Origin of the sequence: Clostridium sp. 1001283B150225_161107_B6 (assembly GCF_015556325.1) — a bacterium.
In the GTDB taxonomy this organism is placed as follows: domain Bacteria; phylum Bacillota; class Clostridia; order Lachnospirales; family Lachnospiraceae; genus Enterocloster.
The window spans coordinates 22927-41623 of the sequence record NZ_JADNMD010000018.1; the positions used below are offsets into that span (position 1 = coordinate 22927).

General features: G+C 51.8%; 16 protein-coding genes. 13 read left to right on the forward strand and 3 right to left on the reverse strand.

Going from position 1 to position 18697, the window contains the following annotated elements; translation table 11 throughout:
• Positions 1 to 24 precede the first annotated feature (24 nt).
• The 9 genes from I2H39_RS26955 (at position 25) to I2H39_RS26995 (ending at position 10899) form a co-directional block, all read left to right on the forward strand.
• Positions 25 to 942, forward strand: coding sequence for a dihydrodipicolinate synthase family protein (locus I2H39_RS26955; protein WP_195627979.1), 918 nt, complete (start codon positions 25 to 27; stop codon positions 940 to 942).
• A 193-nt stretch (positions 943 to 1135) separates the two neighbouring features.
• Positions 1136 to 2638, forward strand: a complete 1503-nt coding sequence (locus I2H39_RS26960) for a sodium:solute symporter (RefSeq protein ID WP_138306830.1) — start codon at positions 1136 to 1138, stop codon at positions 2636 to 2638.
• 23 nt (positions 2639 to 2661) lie between these two features.
• Positions 2662 to 3117 (forward strand): YhcH/YjgK/YiaL family protein, encoded by a 456-nt coding sequence (locus I2H39_RS26965; RefSeq protein ID WP_195627980.1) that lies wholly within the window; start codon positions 2662 to 2664, stop codon positions 3115 to 3117.
• 138 nt (positions 3118 to 3255) lie between these two features.
• Positions 3256 to 4152 carry an ROK family protein gene (locus tag I2H39_RS26970; protein ID WP_195627981.1) on the forward strand — a complete coding sequence of 299 codons (897 nt, stop codon included), beginning with the start codon at positions 3256 to 3258 and terminating at the stop codon, positions 4150 to 4152.
• A 48-nt stretch (positions 4153 to 4200) separates the two neighbouring features.
• Positions 4201 to 5031 carry a MurR/RpiR family transcriptional regulator gene (locus I2H39_RS26975; RefSeq protein ID WP_138306833.1) on the forward strand — a complete coding sequence of 277 codons (831 nt, stop codon included), beginning with the start codon at positions 4201 to 4203 and terminating at the stop codon, positions 5029 to 5031.
• 855 nt (positions 5032 to 5886) lie between these two features.
• Entirely contained in the window at positions 5887 to 7230 is a 1344-nt protein-coding gene (locus tag I2H39_RS26980) for a citrate transporter (RefSeq protein WP_138306834.1), read from the forward strand.
• 79 nt (positions 7231 to 7309) lie between these two features.
• Entirely contained in the window at positions 7310 to 9439 is a 2130-nt protein-coding gene (locus I2H39_RS26985; protein ID WP_138306835.1) for a hydantoinase/oxoprolinase family protein, read from the forward strand.
• A gap of 49 nt (positions 9440 to 9488) precedes the next feature.
• On the forward strand, positions 9489 to 10136 hold the full coding sequence (locus I2H39_RS26990) for a hypothetical protein (protein ID WP_195627982.1): 648 nt from the start codon (positions 9489 to 9491) through the stop codon (positions 10134 to 10136).
• 13 nt (positions 10137 to 10149) lie between these two features.
• The gene (locus I2H39_RS26995; RefSeq protein WP_195627983.1) at positions 10150 to 10899 is read left to right on the forward strand and encodes a GntR family transcriptional regulator; all 750 of its coding nucleotides are present in this window, start codon (positions 10150 to 10152) and stop codon (positions 10897 to 10899) included.
• A gap of 69 nt (positions 10900 to 10968) precedes the next feature.
• On the opposite strand, the gene I2H39_RS27000 is transcribed toward I2H39_RS26995, so the two are convergent.
• Positions 10969 to 12009 carry a YeiH family protein gene (locus I2H39_RS27000; protein ID WP_138306838.1) on the reverse strand — a complete coding sequence of 347 codons (1041 nt, stop codon included), beginning with the start codon at positions 12007 to 12009 and terminating at the stop codon, positions 10969 to 10971.
• Between the two features lie 234 nt (positions 12010 to 12243).
• On the opposite strand from I2H39_RS27000, the gene I2H39_RS27005 reads away from it, so the two are divergent.
• Complete coding sequence (locus tag I2H39_RS27005) at positions 12244 to 13119, forward strand: LysR family transcriptional regulator (protein ID WP_138306839.1); 876 nt, start codon at positions 12244 to 12246, stop codon at positions 13117 to 13119.
• Positions 13120 to 13140: 21 nt separating this feature from the next.
• Here I2H39_RS27005 and I2H39_RS27010 read toward each other — a convergent pair whose 3' ends face one another.
• Both I2H39_RS27010 and I2H39_RS27015 read right to left on the reverse strand, forming a co-directional pair.
• Complete coding sequence (locus I2H39_RS27010; protein WP_138306840.1) at positions 13141 to 14445, reverse strand: sensor histidine kinase; 1305 nt, start codon at positions 14443 to 14445, stop codon at positions 13141 to 13143.
• Between the two features lie 31 nt (positions 14446 to 14476).
• On the reverse strand, positions 14477 to 15187 hold the full coding sequence (locus I2H39_RS27015; RefSeq protein WP_138306841.1) for a LytTR family DNA-binding domain-containing protein: 711 nt from the start codon (positions 15185 to 15187) through the stop codon (positions 14477 to 14479).
• Positions 15188 to 15408: 221 nt separating this feature from the next.
• Between I2H39_RS27015 and I2H39_RS27020 the strand changes: the two genes are divergently transcribed.
• The 3 genes from I2H39_RS27020 to I2H39_RS27030 all read left to right on the forward strand — a co-directional run bounded on the left by I2H39_RS27020 (position 15409) and on the right by I2H39_RS27030 (position 18695).
• A complete protein-coding gene (locus I2H39_RS27020; protein ID WP_138306842.1) occupies positions 15409 to 16857 on the forward strand; it encodes an APC family permease in 1449 nt (482 codons plus the stop codon).
• A gap of 43 nt (positions 16858 to 16900) precedes the next feature.
• Positions 16901 to 18142 (forward strand): amidohydrolase family protein, encoded by a 1242-nt coding sequence (locus I2H39_RS27025; protein ID WP_138306843.1) that lies wholly within the window; start codon positions 16901 to 16903, stop codon positions 18140 to 18142.
• 88 nt (positions 18143 to 18230) lie between these two features.
• A complete protein-coding gene (locus tag I2H39_RS27030; RefSeq protein ID WP_195627984.1) occupies positions 18231 to 18695 on the forward strand; it encodes a Na+/H+ antiporter subunit E in 465 nt (154 codons plus the stop codon).
• Positions 18696 to 18697 lie beyond the last annotated feature (2 nt).

Here is an 18697-nt window from a genome sequence, read left to right on the forward strand (position 1 = left end):
GTCATTGAAAGGAGAAGTAAGATTATGGCAAACTTAGAAAAGTACAAAGGTGTTATTCCTGCATTCTACGCATGCTACGACGAGGAGGGGAATGTAAGCCCGGAGAGGGTAAGGGCACTGACCGAGTACCACATCAGAAAAGGCGTAAAGGGTGTTTATGTCAATGGTTCTTCAGGAGAGTGCATCTACCAGAGTCTGGAAGACCGCAAGATTACGCTGGAGAATGTGATGGCAGCCGCCAAGGGCAGGCTGACCGTGATTGCTCATGTGGGCTGCAATAATACAAAGGACAGCGTGGAGCTGGCAAAGCATGCTGAAAGCCTTGGCGTTGATGCCATTGCATCCATCCCGCCCATTTACTTCCACCTGCCGGAGTATGCCATTGCCGCTTACTGGAATGCCATGAGCGAGGCAGCTCCCAACACGGATTTTATTATCTACAACATACCGCAGCTGGCAGGCGTGGCCCTGACACAGAGCCTGTTTGCCGAGATGAGGAAGAACCCAAGGGTCATCGGCGTCAAGAATTCTTCCATGCCTGTGCAGGATATCCAGATGTTCAAGCTGGCAGGCGGGGATGACTACATTATTTTCAACGGTCCGGACGAGCAGTTCATCAGCGGCCGTGTCATCGGCGCAGAGGCCGGAATCGGCGGAACCTACGGCGCCATGCCTGAGCTGTTCCTTAAGATGGATGAGCTGGTAAAGGCAGGAGAGATGGAAGAGGCCATGAAGGTGCAGTACGCTGCCAACGACATCATCTATAAGATGTGTTCCGGACACGGCAACATGTACGGCATGATTAAAGAGATGCTGCGCATCAATGAGTCCCTGGACCTGGGCGGAGTCAGGGAGCCGCTTCCGCAGCTCATTGAGTCTGACCTTGCCATTGCCAAGGAGGCAGCCCGCATGGTGAAGGAAGCAGTTGCAGCATACTGCTAAGACCGGGCATGCTCCTGGGGCAGACGCCGGACCCACGGTTCACAGCTGCTGGCCCAGTGGGGCGCCGGAGATAAAAGTAAATGGTCCGCGGTCCTTTCTGGAGGGAGAAAGGACCGGCGCCGGACCGGAAACCATTGGGATAAGGAGGATATTTCCCGGGGTTTTCCGTATAGTAAAGAAGGGAGATTAATTTATGCAGGGTTTTACTACAATTGATTTGATTATCCTGGTTGTTTATCTTGCGGCTGTATTATTTGCCGGACTCTTCTTCTCCAAAAAGGAGATGAAGGGGAAAGAGTTCTTTAAGGGAGACGGCACCATTCCGTGGTGGGTTACCTCCGTTTCCATATTCGCAACATTGTTAAGTCCCATTTCCTTCCTGTCCCTGGCAGGAAATTCCTATGCAGGAACATGGATTATGTGGTTCGCACAGCTGGGCATGATTGTGGCCATCCCCATTACCATTAAATTCTTCCTGCCAATCTACAGCAAGCTGGACATTGACACTGCCTACCATTATCTTGAAATCCGTTTCGGAAGCAAGGGCCTGCGTGTCCTGGGCGCTGTCATGTTCATCGTATACCAGGTGGGCCGTATGTCCATCATCATGTATCTTCCGTCCATGGTACTTTCCAAGCTTACCGGCATCAATGTAAATATTCTGATTATTGCCATGGGTGTGATTGCCATTATTTACTCCTACACAGGCGGACTTAAATCCGTTCTCTGGACCGACTTCATCCAGGGCAGCGTTCTTCTGGTAGGCGTTACCTTTGCCCTGTTCTATCTGGCCAATGGAATTAACGGCGGATTCGGAGCCATTTTCCAGTCCATGGCCGGAGGCAAGTTCCTGGCAGCCGACCAGCCTATTTTCAATGCGAATATACTGAAGGACAGTGTATTCCTGCTGATTGTGGGAGCGGGTCTTAACACCTGTTCCTCCTATGTATCCAGCCAGGACATTGTACAGCGTTTTACCACCACCACAGACATGAAGAAACTGAACAAGATGATGCTGACCAACGGCGCGCTGTCCATTTTCATTGCAACCGTATTTTACCTCATCGGCACAGGCCTGTATGTGTTCTACAGCCAGAACGCGCTTCCGCCTGCAGCACAGCAGGACCAGATTTTCGCTTCCTATATTGCATATGAGCTTCCGGTAGGCATCACAGGACTGCTTTTGGCAGCCATCTATGCAGCATCCCAGTCCACTCTGTCCACAGGACTTAACTCCGTGGCAACCAGCTGGACCCTGGATATCCAGGAGCGTCTTTCCAAGAAGGAAATGAGCTTTGCCCTTCAGACAAAGATTGCACAGTACGTATCCCTGGGAGTGGGCATTGTGGCTATCCTGGTGTCCATGGTACTGGCTAACGGTGAAATCAAGTCAGCATATGAGTGGTTCAACGGTTTCATGGGACTGGTACTGGGTGTGCTGGGCGGTACATTTGCCCTGGGCACATTCACAAAGGTGGCCAATGCAAAGGGCGCTTACGTGGCATTCTTTGTGGCAGCCGTCACCATGGTCTGCATCAAGTACATGGCTCCTGCAGGTTCCGTATCCATCTGGTCCTATTCCATCATCTCCATCGCCATCTCCCTGGTAGTGGGAATTCCGGTGAGCATGATTACAAGAAAGATGGACGGGGATACATCCAAACCAGTAAAAGACGCAACGATTTACCACAATTAATGATTCAGTAACAGGAGGTAATCATGATATTTGGAAACATCACCCAGGAAAAGACCTATGCCTTTCTTCCTGAAAATTTAAAGGAATGCTTTGCCTATGCTAAGGAGCATGATTTGGCGTCCTATGAAAAGGGCAGCCATCCCATTGACGGCGGACGGCTGTTTGTCAATGTGGTGGAATATGAGACGACCCGGCCGGAGAACCGTTTCTGGGAAGCCCACAGGAATTACCTGGATGTGCATTTAATGCTTGACGGGCAGGAGCAGATTGATTTAAACTTTATAGAGAACATGGAGCAGAAAAGATTTGTGGAGAAGGATGACTTTCTTCCCATGGACGGTGAGCCCAACAGCCATGTGGTGCTGCGGGCAGGGGATTTCCTGATTTGCTACCCGGAGGACGGGCACCGCACAGCCGTGGCTGTAAATGAATCTGAAAAAATCAAGAAGGCCATATTTAAGGTGCGGATTGACAATTAAAAACATATAGAACCGGAGACAGAGGCAAACCAAAGACCCTGAGCGCAGCGGACCATCCAACTGTGCCCCGGGGCAGGTTTGCCTTTTGCGGCAGGATAGTGACAGGACAAAAAGAAGGTTAAAAGGAGCGGTGCCGGAATGAAACAGTATATTTGCATTGATATCGGAGGAACGGAAATCAAGCACGGAGTGCTGGATGAAAATGAAACATTTCTTGCAAAGGATAAGACGCCAACCGAGGCATGGAAGGGCGGACCGGCCCTTTTGGAGAAGGTCCTGGGGATTGCGGCGGATTACCTGAAGTATTGGAAGGCAGAGGGAATCTGTGTGTCCACTGCCGGTATGGTGGATGTGGAGAAGGGAGAGATATTCTATGCAGCTCCCCTGATTCCCGGATATGCGGGAACGAAAATCAAGGCCGGTATGGAGGCGGAATTCGGTATTCCCTGCGAGGTGGAAAATGATGTGAACTGCGCAGGTCTGGCCGAGGCTGTGTCCGGGGCAGCGGCAGGGGCCCGGTCAGCCCTGTGTCTAACGGTTGGAACCGGAATCGGCGGCTGCATTATCCTCGGCGGCAGGGTATACCACGGGTGGAGCAACAGCGCCTGCGAGGTGGGCTACATGCACATGGACGGAAGCGATTTCCAGACACTGGGAGCTGCCAGCATACTGGTAAAGCGGGTGGCTGCCGCCAAGGGAGAGCCTGAGTCACAGTGGAACGGCTACCGCATCTTCCAGCTGGCCGGGGAAGGGGACACGGTATGCGGGGAAGCCATTGACCAGATGTGCGATGTGCTGGGCAGAGGCATTTCCAATATATGCTATGTGCTGAACCCCCAGATTGTGGTGCTGGGAGGAGGAATCATGGCCCAGGAGGAATATCTGCGGCCCAGACTGGAAAAGGCCCTTGCACGGTATCTGGTTGCCAGCATATATGAGAAGACGGAGCTGGCCTTTGCAAAGCACCAGAACGACGCAGGGATGCGGGGGGCCTACTATCATTTCCTGGAGAGACAGGGAAAGAACCGGAGCTGACCTGCATTTATTTCAGACAGGCTTTCGGCTGAGCCAGGAGGAGGTATTATGGAATATCTGAAATCAGTGATACCGGTTATAGAATCCAATTATGTGAATTTTACTACGGTGGAGCGCAGCATTGCGGATTTTTTCATCTATAACAGGGAGCAGATGGATTTCTCGGCCAAGTCAGTGGCCGGCCGTCTGTTTGTGTCGGAGGCGTCCCTGTCACGGTTTGCCAAGAAGTGCGGATTCAGAGGCTACAGGGAATTCATCTACCAGTACGAGGAAAACTTTGTGGTCAGGCAGGATTCCATGACAGGCAACACCAGGACTGTGCTCAATGCTTACCAGGAGCTTCTCAATAAGACCTATAACCTGGTAAATGAAAAGCAGATAGAACGGGTGTGCCGGTACATGGCCAAGGCCGGCCGCGTGTTTGTCTGCGGAACAGGAAGCTCAGGCCTGGCTGCCAGGGAGATGGAGCTGCGCTTTATGCGGATTGGCCTGGACATCACCTCCATGGACCACAGCGATATGATGCGCATGAGGGGCGTGTTCCAGGACGAAAACTGCCTTGTATTCGGCGTCAGCATCAGCGGCGAGAAGGAGGAGGTATTATACCTTCTGGAGGAGGCCCACAAGCGGGGGGCCAGGACCGTGCTGCTCACAGCCAGGAACAAGCCTGATTTTGATGCTTTCTGCGACGAGGTGGTGCTTCTTCCCTCCCTGCTCCACCTGAATCATGGCAATGTGATTTCTCCCCAGTTCCCTATTCTCCTTATGACGGATATCCTCTATTCCTACTATCTGTCCCAGGACCAGTATAAGAAGGAGGTGCTTCATGACAGCACGCTGAGGGCTTTGGAGAAGGGGAGGAGGGAGATGGGGCTGTGAATGAAGGGGCTGTGAATGGCTGGGGGGTCGCGTTCGTGAGAGCCGGGAATGCAGGGCGGGAGGTGACCGTTTCCGCAGTGGGAGAGACTAAGGCGCAAGGGGCGGGAAAACCCGGGGACCGCAAAAATTACGCCGAACTCCTGATGAGTTCGGCTCCATGTTTGCTTTGCTCCGGGCGTGGAGCGCCCTGCGCAACCCCGGCTTTTCCCGCCCCTTGCGCCTAAGTCTCTCCGAACTGCTCCAAAGCCACCTCCCGCCCTGCATTCCCGGCTCTCACCCACTGCATATCCCGGACATACACTGGATATTTACATCCGGGGAAGGGAAATAATAGCTCTGGCTTATGTTAACGATAATCAGATAATGGAGTCCTCCGTAACTAACGGTATGCCATCTGTCCTGGCATGCTGTTTTTTTTGGTTTTTGTCGGTGATATTATGGAGGGATTTTATAGGGCGTTTTTTATGTTCACTTACTTTGTTGGACGAGCTGATATATTAGTTTGAATTATTTGGTAGGGTGATGTGTTAAGAGAATGCTAAAAAGGTGTAAAAAACATGTGTAAAAACTGATATTTTTGTGTAGAATGTATAAAAATTAAAGAAAAAACAGTGGAAAATGACTCTATACAAACTAATATATCAGTACTAATATATTAGTATCAAAAACAAGGGAGAGATAATGAATTTGAGGTGCGGATGTAACCGGAGGGCTGGGTGGCACGGACGTTATGCAGTCAGGGGAGTGTCCGAAGCTTCATTGCAGTTATCCCCGCGCTCCGGTACAGAAAAAGCAGAGGCATAAGGGAGTTTCTGCAGGGGAGCGTTTAACTATTTTCATCAAAGGAGGGTTCGTATGAACATCAATGTAATTATCGGTATTATCATGATTCTGTCCTTCTTAGGCATGGTCTGGTACTGTGTGAAGGGGTTCAACCTGATGGTGGGATTTGCGGTCATGGCAACGTTCTGGACTGCCCTGGCAGTCATCGGTAATGTATTTTCACCCACATCGGCCATGGAAGGCAAAACATTCATCCAGGTGCTGGAGTATGTATATGCGGAAGGTCCTGCCGGATATGCAAAGTCCATTCTGGTTAATGTATTCTTTGGCGCGTTCTTCGGAAGGGTACTGGTGGACACCGGCATAGCGGCTACCCTGATTCGCAAGGTGGTTGAGCTGGGAGGCGATAAGCCTAGAATCACCATGGCGCTTCTGTGTATCGTTACAGCCATTATCTTTATGTCCATGACCGGTATCGGACCTGTTATTTCCATCGCGGTCATTGTACTGCCCATCCTGCTTTCACTGGGCATCCCTGCTCCTGTGGCCATGTTCAGCTTTATGGGCTCCATTATGGCAGGCATCTTTGGAAATATCGTCAATTTCCAGCAGTATCAGACCATATATGCGGGCTTTAATGCGGCAGCGGCGGATTACACTTACAATGATTATTTTAAGATTGGCGTTACCTGCATGGTGGTTGCCATTGTGGTAGTGCTGGTGGTGGCTAACCTTTCCATGAACAAAAAGGCAGCCCATGCCTGGGCGGCAACTGCTTCCTCAGCAGGCGACAATGCTCCGGCCATTTCCTGGATTTCCGTTATCCTTCCTGTACTGGGCGTGGTGCTTTTCAAGATTCCTATTATTTTGGGATTCTGCCTCTCCGGTATCTATGCACTGATTACAACAGGGAAGATGAAGGGCAGCTATTCTGAAATCTGCCGTCTCTTTGCAAAGCTGTTTACCGATGGTTCCATTGATGTGGCTCCCATGGTGGGCTTCCTGCTTACCCTGGCCATGTTCAATAACGCGGCAACCTATGCAGCGCCTTACTTTACCGCAATCCTGGGCGGATTTGTACCTACCACAGCCATTACCCTGGCCATTGTGTTTGCTGTGCTGACACCTCTTGGCTTCTTCCGCGGCCCCATGAACCTGGTTGGATGCGGAACCGCAATTCTGGCAGTTGTAGTGGCAACCCTTCCCAATGCACCGGTGGCTTTCCTGTACCCGCTGTTTGCAGTGACTACCATTGCTCCCCAGCATCTGGATATCACCCAGTCCTGGGTTGCATGGGGATTTGGATATACCAAGGTTTCCACCAAGGACTACATGAAGATGTCCATTCCTACCGGGTGGATTGTAGGCATTATCTGCTGTGCGGCAGTATTCGTATTGTACGGCGGCCTGATGTAGATGTAAGCGGGAGCCGGCAGATTTTATGCCGGCTCCCCTTAAATAACGGTTTAATGATTTGAGATAAGGAGGTTTTAGGATGGGTAAATCAGTTAGAATGGGTATAGACGTGGGCGGTACCCACACAAAGGCAGTGGCAATTGACAATGCCACCCATGAGATTATCGGAAAATCTTCCGTCAAGACCACCCACGACGACCCCAGAGGCGTGGCTGCAGGCGTGGTCAGGTCCTTTGAGAACTGCCTGAATGAAAATGGAATCAGCCCGGACGATGTGGTATTCGTGGCCCACTCCACCACCCAGGCAACCAATGCCCTCATTGAGGGCGATGTGGCAACGGTGGGTGTTATCGGTATGGCAAAGGGAGGCCTGGAAGGTTTCCTGGCAAAGAAACAGACAAAGCTGGATGATATCGACCTGGGAAACCAGAAGAAAATTAAAATTGTAAATGACTTCATCAACGTGAAAAAAATGAACAAGGCCGTTGTTGAAGATACCATAAATAACATGCAGCAGGCAGGGGCCCAGGTCTTGGTGTCCTCCATGGCCTTCGGCGTGGACGACGGAGGCCCTGAGGCAGAGGTGTATGAGGCTGCCAGCGCAAAGGGAATCCCCACCACCATGGCCAGCGACATCACCAAGCTCTACGGCCTTACTAGAAGGACCAGGACCGCTGCCATCAATGCATCCATTCTTCCGAAGATGCTGGATACAGCCAATTCCACGGAAGGCTCTGTCCGGGAAGCAGGCGTCCATGTGCCCCTGATGATTATGAGAGGCGACGGCGGAGTCATGGAGATTACGGAAATGAAGAAGCGGCCCGTGCTCACCATGCTGTCAGGCCCGGCTGCCTCTGTCATGGGCTCCCTTATGTATCTGAGGGCTTCCAACGGAGTGTACTTTGAGGTGGGCGGAACCACCACCAACATCGGCGTCATCAAGAACGGGCGTCCGGCCATTGACTATTCCATTGTAGGCGGTCACGCCACCTATATCTCATCCCTGGATGTGCGGGTTCTGGGCGTGGCAGGCGGTTCCATGGTCAGGGCCAATAAGCAGGGCGTGGTGGACGTGGGACCGCGTTCCGCCCACATTGCGGGACTGGACTATGCCGTGTTCACGGATACGGATAAAATCAGGGGGCCAAAGGTGGAATTCTTCTCACCCAAGCAGGGGGACCCGGACGACTATGTGAGAATCCGGATGGAGGACGGTTCCGCTGTGACCATTACCAACTCCTGCGCCGCCAATGTACTGGGACTGGTAAAACCGGAGCATTTCTCCTACGGCAACGTGGAATCAGCCAGAAAGGCCATGAAGGCGCTGGCGGACTACTGCGGCACCTCCGTGGAGGAAATTGCAAAGCAAATCATGGAGAAGGCCTATGCCAAGATTGAACCTGTGATTCTGGAACTGGCTGAGAAATATAAGCTGGAAAAGGACCAGATATCCCTGGTGGGCGTCGGCGGCGGAGCAGCTTCCCTGATTGTATATTTCAGCAACAAGATGGGCGTAAAGTATTCCATACCGGAGAACGCAGAGGTCATTTCATCCATCGGCGTGGCCCTGTCCATGGTCCGGGACGTGGTGGAGCGTATTATGCCGTCCCCATCCAAGGACGATATACGGGCCATTAAGAATGAGGCCCTTAACAAAGCCATTGAGTCAGGCGCAACAGCAGAATCCGTTGAGATTCACATAGAAATAGACCCTCAGACATCCAAGGTGACAGCCATTGCCACCGGCTCCACAGAAGTAAAGACAGCGGACCTGTTAAAGGAATGCGATGAGTCCGAGGCAAGGCACCTGGCAGCAGAGGATATGAGGCTGGCGGATGGGGATACGGAGCTTCTGGCAACATCGCCCTACTTCTATGTGTACGGTGAAAAAACAGAGCCGGGAACCCCAGGGGCTGTCCGCATTGTGGATAAGAAGGGATTCATAAAGGTACAGAGAGGAAGGGCCATGTGCTTAAAGACCACGGCCGCAGCCTATCTGGACGCACTGAAGCAGCTCTGGGACGATATGGCAGTATACCAGACAGAACTGATTGCCAGACCGGATTACTACCTGTGCATGGGCGCCAGGGTTATGGACTTTACGGCCCAGGACTTTGAACAGCTGGAGCTGCTGACGGACCTGGAGGTATCCTCCCTGGAACCGGATGAGGAAATCCTGGTGGTGGCTGCCAACATTAAGCAGAATTAAGGCGCGGACCCGCTGAACAGACAATGGGCCCGGACGGGAGGTCGAATGTATGGAAACGATGAGCCTGCGGGAAATGATGAAGGGGCTGTCTGCGGTGGACGACATGACCTGGGGAATGTACGCATTCTCCAGGGATGTGCTCCGGGATAAGGTGGACTGCGCCCGGAAAAAGGAAATGATAGAAAAGGCTGTTTGCTGCGGCTGTGAGACAGCGGACAAAATCATGGACCAGATGGGAACTTCGAATCCCCGGGAGATTGCCGGAAGACTGGGACTTAGGGTGGAATACCTGGAAAAGGGGCAGATAGCGGACAGGGTGCTATTTGCCCTTTTCACCCCTCCTGACCTGATACAGATTATGAGGGAACCGCTGGATAAGGCAGTGGAGGGCGGTTCCCTGGACGGGTTTTCCACCCGCGGGCAGCTGGAGGACCTGATTCTGGGCCATGAGATTTTCCACTATCTGGAAGAGGAGGATGAGGCCATTTATACCAGGACCGAGAAGATACGGCTGTGGAAAATCCTTGGATTTGAGAACCGTTCCACCATCAGAGCCCTGTCGGAAATAGCCGGAATGTATTTTTCTAAAAAATTAAATGGTTTTCCCTATTCCCCATTTGCCTTAGATATCCTTTTGTACTATAATTATAATTCAGAGACAGCCCTGAACATGTACAGGGAGGTAGCAGAAATTTGACAGGAGGAGTTCTATGGGCAGCACAGACAGCAGGAATCCGGAAGACAACATATATGACGTACTGCGCACTGACATTCTGAACCTGAAGCTGCGTCCCGGGATGATATTCAGCATTAAGGACATCAGCGAGTCATATCAGGTGGGAAGGACACCGGTGAGGGACGCCCTCATAAGCCTTTCCAAGGAAGGACTTATCACCTTTCTCCCCCAGCGGGGAACTATGATATCCAAGATTAACTATGACAAGGTACTCAACGAACGCTTTCTCAGGACATGCGTGGAGGAGAAGGTGATACTGGAGTTTATGGCAGTGTGTAACTTAAAGGCCATCACTGAGCTGGAGATGTCCCTGGACCGTCAGGAGCGGATTGTGGAGGAGGAGGACATACGGGCGTTTCTGGCGGAGGATATGTACTTTCATTCCATTTTTTATGTGGGGGTCAACAAGGGATACTGCAATGATATCATATCCGCCAACTCAGGCCATTACATGCGGATCCGCCTGCTGGCCATGGCGGACCAGGGTATTGACAGGGAGGCCCTTAAACAGCATAAGGAGATAACGGACGCCATCCTGGCCAAGGACTGGGAACGGCTTCACGCCATACTGAATTTCCATCTGAACCGCCTTGTGAACCAGGAGCGGTCCCTGCTGTCCAAGTATCCGGACCTCTTTGAACGGGAAAATACAGAGGTGAGGAGAGAGCCTGATAAACTGGGCGTGGATTTCCTGGTGGAGACAAAACTTAAATATCATGCGTGATAAAAGGGGCCTCCCGGCCTGCGGTTCATACCAGCAGGCGGGAGGCCCCTTTCAATGCTTTTATGTATTTTACCAGATTCCCAGCGCACTCTGAAGCCCCAGGCTCACTGCAGTGATTCCCACCCAGCAGCAGGCTCCCATGAGGATGGGTTTGCCGCCGGTGCGGATGAGCTTCACCAGGTCCGTGTTCAGCCCGATGGCTGCCATGGCCAGGATGATGAAGAACTTGCTCAGCTCCTTGACAGGGGAAAAGACCGAGGCGGGAACCCCTGCGCCCATGGCCAGGGTGGTGATGACGGAGGCGCCGATAAAGTAGAGGATGAAAAACGGGAAGATATCCTTAAAGCTTACGGACTGGCCGAGGGCCTGGTCTGTCTTTTCCTCCTTCCTGGTCCGGATGAATGCCAGGCACAGGGTGATGGGGATTATGGCCAGTGTTCTGGTCAGCTTTACCGTAACCGCCTTATCCAGGGTGGCCGCCCCAAGGTTCCACATGCTGTCCCAGGTAGCTGCGGCTGCAGTGACCGAGGATGTATCATTGATGGCTGTTCCGGCGAAGATGCCAAAGGCATTGCCGGATGCAGTGTCAAAGCCCAGGAACTTACCAAAGGTGGGGAACAGGATGGCCGCCAGTACATTGAAGAAGAAAATCACGGATATGGCCTGGGCCACCTCCTCGTCATCCGCATTGATTACAGGCGCCGTGGCCGCGATGGCAGAGCCGCCGCAGATGGAAGAGCCCACCCCCACCAGGGTGGAGATATTGGATGGTATGTGCATGAGCTTATGGAGCACAAAGGCTATTGCCAGGGATGTGGTGATGGTGCACACGATGATGGGCAGGGACTGCTTTCCCGTCTCCAGAACCACGTTCAGGTTCATGCCAAAGCCAAGAAGAATGACAGCCCACTGCAGTATTTTTTTGGAGGTAAACTTGATGCCGTCCTCCAGCCCGTCTTTCTGTTTCATGAATACGGCTATGACCATGCCTGCAATGATGGCAATGACAGCGCCTCCTATGATGGGGAACATTTTCCCTAAAAACCAGGAAGGGACAGCCAACAGCATGCAGAATGCCAGTCCTTTCCATTTCTTTTGTAATGATGCCATTTCTTTTTCCTCCTCATATTCCCTATAACTTAATCATGGATGTGTGCCGTATATGGAGCGCAGCACACGGTTTATATGGTAACTTATGGAAAGCATAAAGTAAAATTATATATATTTATATTTTAATAAGAATGTGTTATGATTAGGAGAAATGAATAAAGACAAAAAAGAGGGGCCGGCGGCAGAATCAATAGGGAAGGCTGCACTGCCGGCGGAAACAAAGGAGGGAATCAGGTGCTGGATTTCAGGGTTTATACGTTTCTGGCTGTGTGCGAGCACATGAATTATACAAGGGCCGCGGAGGCGCTGCACATTACGCAGCCGGCTGTGTCGCAGCATATACGGTATCTGGAAAATATGTATCAGGTCAAGCTGTTTCTGTCCGAGGGAAAGAAGATACACCTGTCACCGGCAGGAGAAAGGCTGCTCCACGCAGCCACCACCCTTAAGAACGACGAAGTCTTTCTGCGCAAACAGATGCTGGAGGGAGTGGGAAGAGGCCTGAGCCTTCGGTTCGGCACCACCAGGACCATTGGCGAGTCAGTGATATCAGCACCCCTGGCCCGCTATATCCACCGCCACCCGGACGACCGTATCAGTGTGGTCATCAATAACACGGACGAGCTTCTGCACAAGCTGGTTTCCGGTGAGATTCAGTTTGCCCTGGTTGAGGGGTATTATGATGATGTGGATTTTGATTCCATGGTTTTCAGGACAGAGCCGTTCATCCCTGTATGCGCTGCCGGACATGTGTTTAACAGGGAGCCGGTCCAGTTAAGGGACCTTTTGGAGGAGCATCTGCTCATAAGGGAGCCCGGGTCGGGAACCAGGGATATTCTGGAGAAGAATCTGGATATCAGGAACATCCGCCTGTCCGACTTTTCCCATATTACGGAAATCGGCAGCATGCATGTGATTCTCCAGCTGCTGGAAAAGGACGCGGGAATCACCTTCCTGTACCGGACAGCGGTGGAGGAAGGGCTGAAGGAAGGGGCGTTCAGGGAGCTGGACTTAAGAGACTTCCAGATGGAGCATGATTTTGCCTTTATATGGAATAAGGGAAGTATATATGGGGATACCTACAGGGAGATATGCAGGGAACTGCAGTAAGGGAACGAAAGGGACCAGCCCTTACCTCTGTACCAGCGGCAGCATGACGGATACCGTAAACACATCGTTGTTGTGGCTGATTTTCATGTCGCCGTTATATTTATGGATGACCGTGGAAACGTTGGAAAGCCCAATTCCGCAGTACTGCTCCCCAATCTTCATACTCTCGTACCGGTTGCCTTCCATGCGCAGCTGGCCGTTGTAGGAATTGGAGATGCTGATAATCAGGAAAGCCTTCCGGCAGCGGATTTCCGTGTGGATGAACCGTTGGGCTCCTTTGCCCATGCGGCTGCAGGCCTCCAGCGCATTGTCCAGGAGATTGCCCAGGATGATGCACAGGTCCACGTTTTCAACCGGAAGTTCAGGAGGCACCATGATATTGGCTGTCAGCGGAACGTTACAGGCCGCGGCCTGCTGTTCTGCGTTGTTTACCAGAATGTTTACCATACTGTTGCCGCCGGTGAGGGGCACCTTCATGCCGTTGGCAGACTCATAAATCTGTTCAATATACGTCAGGGCCTGGTCATACTGGCCTGCTTTTAAAAACACCACCAGGGAATGGAGGTGTTTTTTTAAATCATGGCGCAGGGAGGTGATTTCCCGCTGGGAATCCTCCACCTTCTGATAGTAGGAGGACTGCATGGTCAGGAGCTTGTCCGCAATCATGTTTTTCTGGCTTTCCTCGTTTATAATGGCATAGTCGTCCACCAGATAGAACAGGAACATGGAGGAGCAGAACAGGATTCCCGATATCTCCAGATAAAAGTGGGATACGCTGTCCTTCATGTGGAAAATCTGGATGGTGATGAACAGAATCACAGAGGGTACCAGGAAGGAGATGGCATTGTAAAGGGTATCCTTATTGCTTTTCCTCATGTTGCGGCACAGGATGAACAGCAGGGTAAAGAAGAAAAACAGGACACAGGCCGTCATCTGGGCCAGCGGACTCTGAATCAGGAAGTTGGGCTCCGAGGGAAGGGGCTCGCCGTGCAGGGAGCGCACCAGAACTGCGGACAGCAGCTTACAGGCGTAGTTGAGCACCACGAACAGATAGGCCACCAGCACCTTGGTTCTGAGGGAATCCGTGAAAAAAATACAGCTTACCAGCATTGTGAAGGCACAGTAAAAGATACACATGCTGAATAAAGGCGCATTGAACCAGTAGGTCATCCACTGGAATACGAAATAAATCAGGATGCCCACGGTGTACTGTGATGCGGGACGCAGGTTACGGTGCAGGAAGTTGCTGCACAGCCAGTAAAGAATCAGGGTTTCGGCCACGGACAGCACGAAGCTGACCCAGGCATGCTGGAGGACGCTCATCATAGGTTCCCCTCCATGCAGATTGAGAAGTTTATCATAGGTTGGCCTCCATATAGCTTAGGAACTCCTGGTTTACTTCCTTGCGTTTGTGTTTGCTCATGGGAAGCACGTCCTTGTTGTCCATGGTGACGGAATCTTTGAATATGTTGTAAATATGGCTTACATTCACCAGAAAGCTCTTGTGAATCCGGATAAAGCCGTCGGGGCGGAGCTGTTCCTCAAGGGAGCTGATGGTGCCTGTAAAGGTAAATGTGCCTTCCTTTGCAACCACGCGGATGGTCCTTAAATCCGACTCCAGATAATAGATATGGTCGGTCATCAGCTTTGTGGTGCCGCTGATGCTGGGAAAGGAGAAGATGGAGGCCTGTTTTTTCTGCTGCCGGTCCAGAAGCTCTTCCACAGCAGACAGAAAGTCTTTTCGGTCCACCGGTTTTACGATATACCGGAAGGCACCCACCTTGTAGCCCTCCACCGCATAATCCACGGTGGCTGTCACAATAAGGATGGGAACCTCGTCGTCCAGCTGGCGTATGTGCTTTGCCACCTCGATGCCGCCCATGGTCTCCATGCGCATGTCCAGCACCAGGATGTCGCAGAATCCCTTTTGTTTATAATCCTTAAGCAGGTCCAGGCCGTCTGTATAGGATATAATATCCACAGGCCGTTTTTCTTTTAATTGTTCCAGGTGTCCGCACAGCACCATCAGGTCTGCGGGACTGTCGTCGCAAAGTACAATTCTGAACATGACCATTCTCCCCCAAAAATTAGTTAAATGCATAACGATTATACAATTCTTTCAGTGGTATTGTAAATAGGAGTTTTGGACGAAAAATACATTTTTGACCAATTATTACAGTGAAATTATCGATTGTGCACAAAGTATTGTGTTATTTTTTTCCTTGTGTAAAATGGGGATATGAGTTGGAAAACAAAATGAAAAACAAGAAAAAGGGGGAAACGGATTTTATGTCTGGACCAAATGGAAATGATGCAGGCGGAATGAAAAAGACCCTGTCCATATGGAATTTCTTTACCATTGGATTCGGGGCCATCATCGGTACCGGCTGGGTGCTTCTGGTAGGTGACTGGATGGTGATTGGAGGCGGACCCATAGCGGCCATGATTGCATTTGCCATCGGAGCCGTGTTCTTACTTCCCATTGGAGCCGTGTTCGGGGAGCTGACGGCGGCCATCCCCATATCCGGAGGAATCATCGAATACGTGGACAGGACTTATGGGCGGAATGTCTCATACATAACAGGATGGTTTCTGGCACTGGGAAACGGTATCCTCTGTCCATGGGAGGCCATCGCCATCTCCACGTTAGTATCCGATATGTTCGGGGGCCTGTTCCCCATTCTCAGGGCGGTAAAGCTCTATACCATCATGGGGGCGGATGTGTACCTGTTCCCCACTGTCATAGCGCTGGGATTTGCAGTCTATGTGATTCTCTTAAACTTCCGGGGGGCCAGCGCAGCCGCAAAGCTGCAGGCGTTCCTGACAAAGGCCCTTTTGGCGGGTATGCTTCTGGCAATGGGAATCTCCTTTGTCAAAGGCGGACCATCCAATATCCTTCCCTCCTTTACACAGGTGGAAGGACCATCCACAGTGACAAGCGCAAATAACATGTTTGCAGGCATTATCTCAGTCCTGGTCATGACGCCGTTCTTTTACGCCGGATTTGACACCATACCCCAGCAGGCTGAGGAAGCAGCGGAAGGCCTGGACTGGAATAAGTTCGGCAAGGTCATCAGCATGGCCCTTCTGGCAGCAGGCGGTTTCTACATGGTATGCATCTATTCCTTCGGAACCATTATACCGTGGACTGAATTCATAAAGAGCACGGTTCCGGCCCTGGCCTGTCTTAAGAATATCAACATGGTTCTGTATGTGGCAATGCTGATAATAGCAACATTAGGCCCCATGGGCCCCATGAACTCCTTCTATGGAGCTACCAGCCGCATCATGCTGGCCATGGGACGCAAGGGACAGCTTCCGGACAGCTTTGCGGTCCTGGATGAAAAGAGCGGGGCGCCAAAGATGGCCAACACGGTACTGGCAGTCCTGACCATCATGGGTCCTTTCCTGGGAAAGAACATGCTGGTATCCCTGACCAATGTGTCGGCGCTGGCATTCATCTTCTCCTGCACCATGGTAAGCTTTGCCTGCCTTAAGATGCGCTACACAGAGCCTGACCTTCCAAGACCCTACAAGGTTCCCGGCGGAAAAGCGGGCATCTGCATGGCATGTCTGGCCGGCACCATTATCATTGGCCTTATGGTGGTTCCCTTCAGCCCTGCGGCTCTTAAGCCGGTAGAGTGGGCCATCGTGGTTGCCTGGCTGGTCATTGGACTGGGGCTGAGCGCTGTTACCAGGGCAAAGGGAAACAGTAAGGCGGCAGCCGCAGCAAAATAGCGGTTCAAACATCAATATACATAAAATAAAGGAGGATTTTTTAATGAAAAAGGTAGCTTTTAAAGGCGGTTTACTGATTGACGGTACCGGCGCAGAGCCAGTGGTGAACAGTCTGGTGCTGGTAGAGGATGACAAGATTGCATATGCCGGAGCAGACAGGGAAATCGGACCTGACTACGAGGTAAAGGATATTACAGGCAAGACCATCATGCCGGGTCTTATTGACTCTCATCTGCATTTCTCAGGAAACCTGACAGATGATGACAGCGACTGGGTGCTGGAGGATGTGGTACAGAAAACAGTGGTGGCCGTACAGCAGGCCCATGAGTGTCTGGAGAACGGCCTTACAACCGTTGGCGAGATTTCACGTTCCGGTATCCAAATCCGCAATATGGTGGAAGCCGGCGTCATGAAGGGCCCCAGAGTGGTTGCAACCGGACTTGGTTTCTGCCGTACCTGCGGTCACGGCGATTCCCACAAGCTCCCCAGCTACTATAACGATGAATCCCATCCATGGGCTGAGCGTGTGGACGGACCATGGGATTTGCGCAAGGCGGTGAGAAGAAGACTGCGCCAGAGTCCGGATGCAATCAAAATCTGGTCAACAGGCGGCGGCATCTGGCGCTGGGACCAGAAATTAGACCAGCATTACACACTGGAAGAGATTCAGGCAGTGGTGGATGAATGCAAGATGGTAGGCATCCCGGTATGGTCCCATGCAGAGGGCTACGGCGGCGCCCTGGATTCCGCAAGGGCAGGCGTGCATCTCATTATCCACGGCCAGACTTTAAACGACGAGTGTCTGGATATCATGGCAGAAAAAGGCATCTATTTCTGTCCTACCATCCAGTTCTTAAATGAGTGGTTCAAGACCTATGCTCCGCCATACATCCCGGAAGTACATGACCAGTATCCCGGCGAAACCGTGGCGGAGAAGGAGCTGAACCGCGTATACGCTAACCTGAGGAAAGCAAAAGCAAAGGGCATCGGCCTTACCATTGGTTCCGACTCCTTCTGCTCCAGCCTTACACCATATGGAACAACAGCCATCGGCGAGATGTACTCCTTTGTGGAGAAGGCAGGCATCAGTGAGATGGATACCATTGTGGCAGCCACAAAGGTGGGCGCCGAGATGCTGAAGGTGGACAATGTGACCGGCTCCCTGACAGAGGGCAAGAGCGCGGACCTGTTAGTTATTAACGGCAACCCATTAGAGAATATCCGTGCAATTGCTGTTGAAAACATGGACGTAATCATGAAAGAGGGATATTTTGTAAAACGCTGACCGGCACTCCCGGATGAGAGGAATGGGCTGCTGCTATAACAGGCGGCAGCCCTTTGCCGGTTTATAAGCCAAGGGGGAGGGAAAGGAAATGTATCTGCTGCTGTATCTGCTGTGGATTCTTCTGAACGGCAGGGTCACGGCTGAGATTCTGGCATTGGGAATCCCGGTGGCCGGACTGATATACGGATTCGGGTATCTGGCTCTGGGCTGCCGGCCCGCAGGGGACCTGCTTCTCCTGAAACGGCTGGGTCATGTTCTGGTATTTCTGGTCCTTGTGGCCTGGGAGGTGGTGAAAGCCAATGTGGCAATCATCCGTATCGTGCTGTCACCCCATATGGAAATCACGCCCTGTCTGGTACCTGTGAAAACAGACTTAAAGAGTGCCGGAGCCAGGGCCGCCCTGGCCAACGCCATTACCCTGACACCGGGTACCATTACGGTGGATGTGGAGGATGATGTGCTGTGGGTCCACGCCCTGACGGAACAAATGGCGGAAGGGCTTAAGGACTGGCATGTGGCAAGGCAGCTGGCCAGGATTGAGGAGATAAAGTGAAG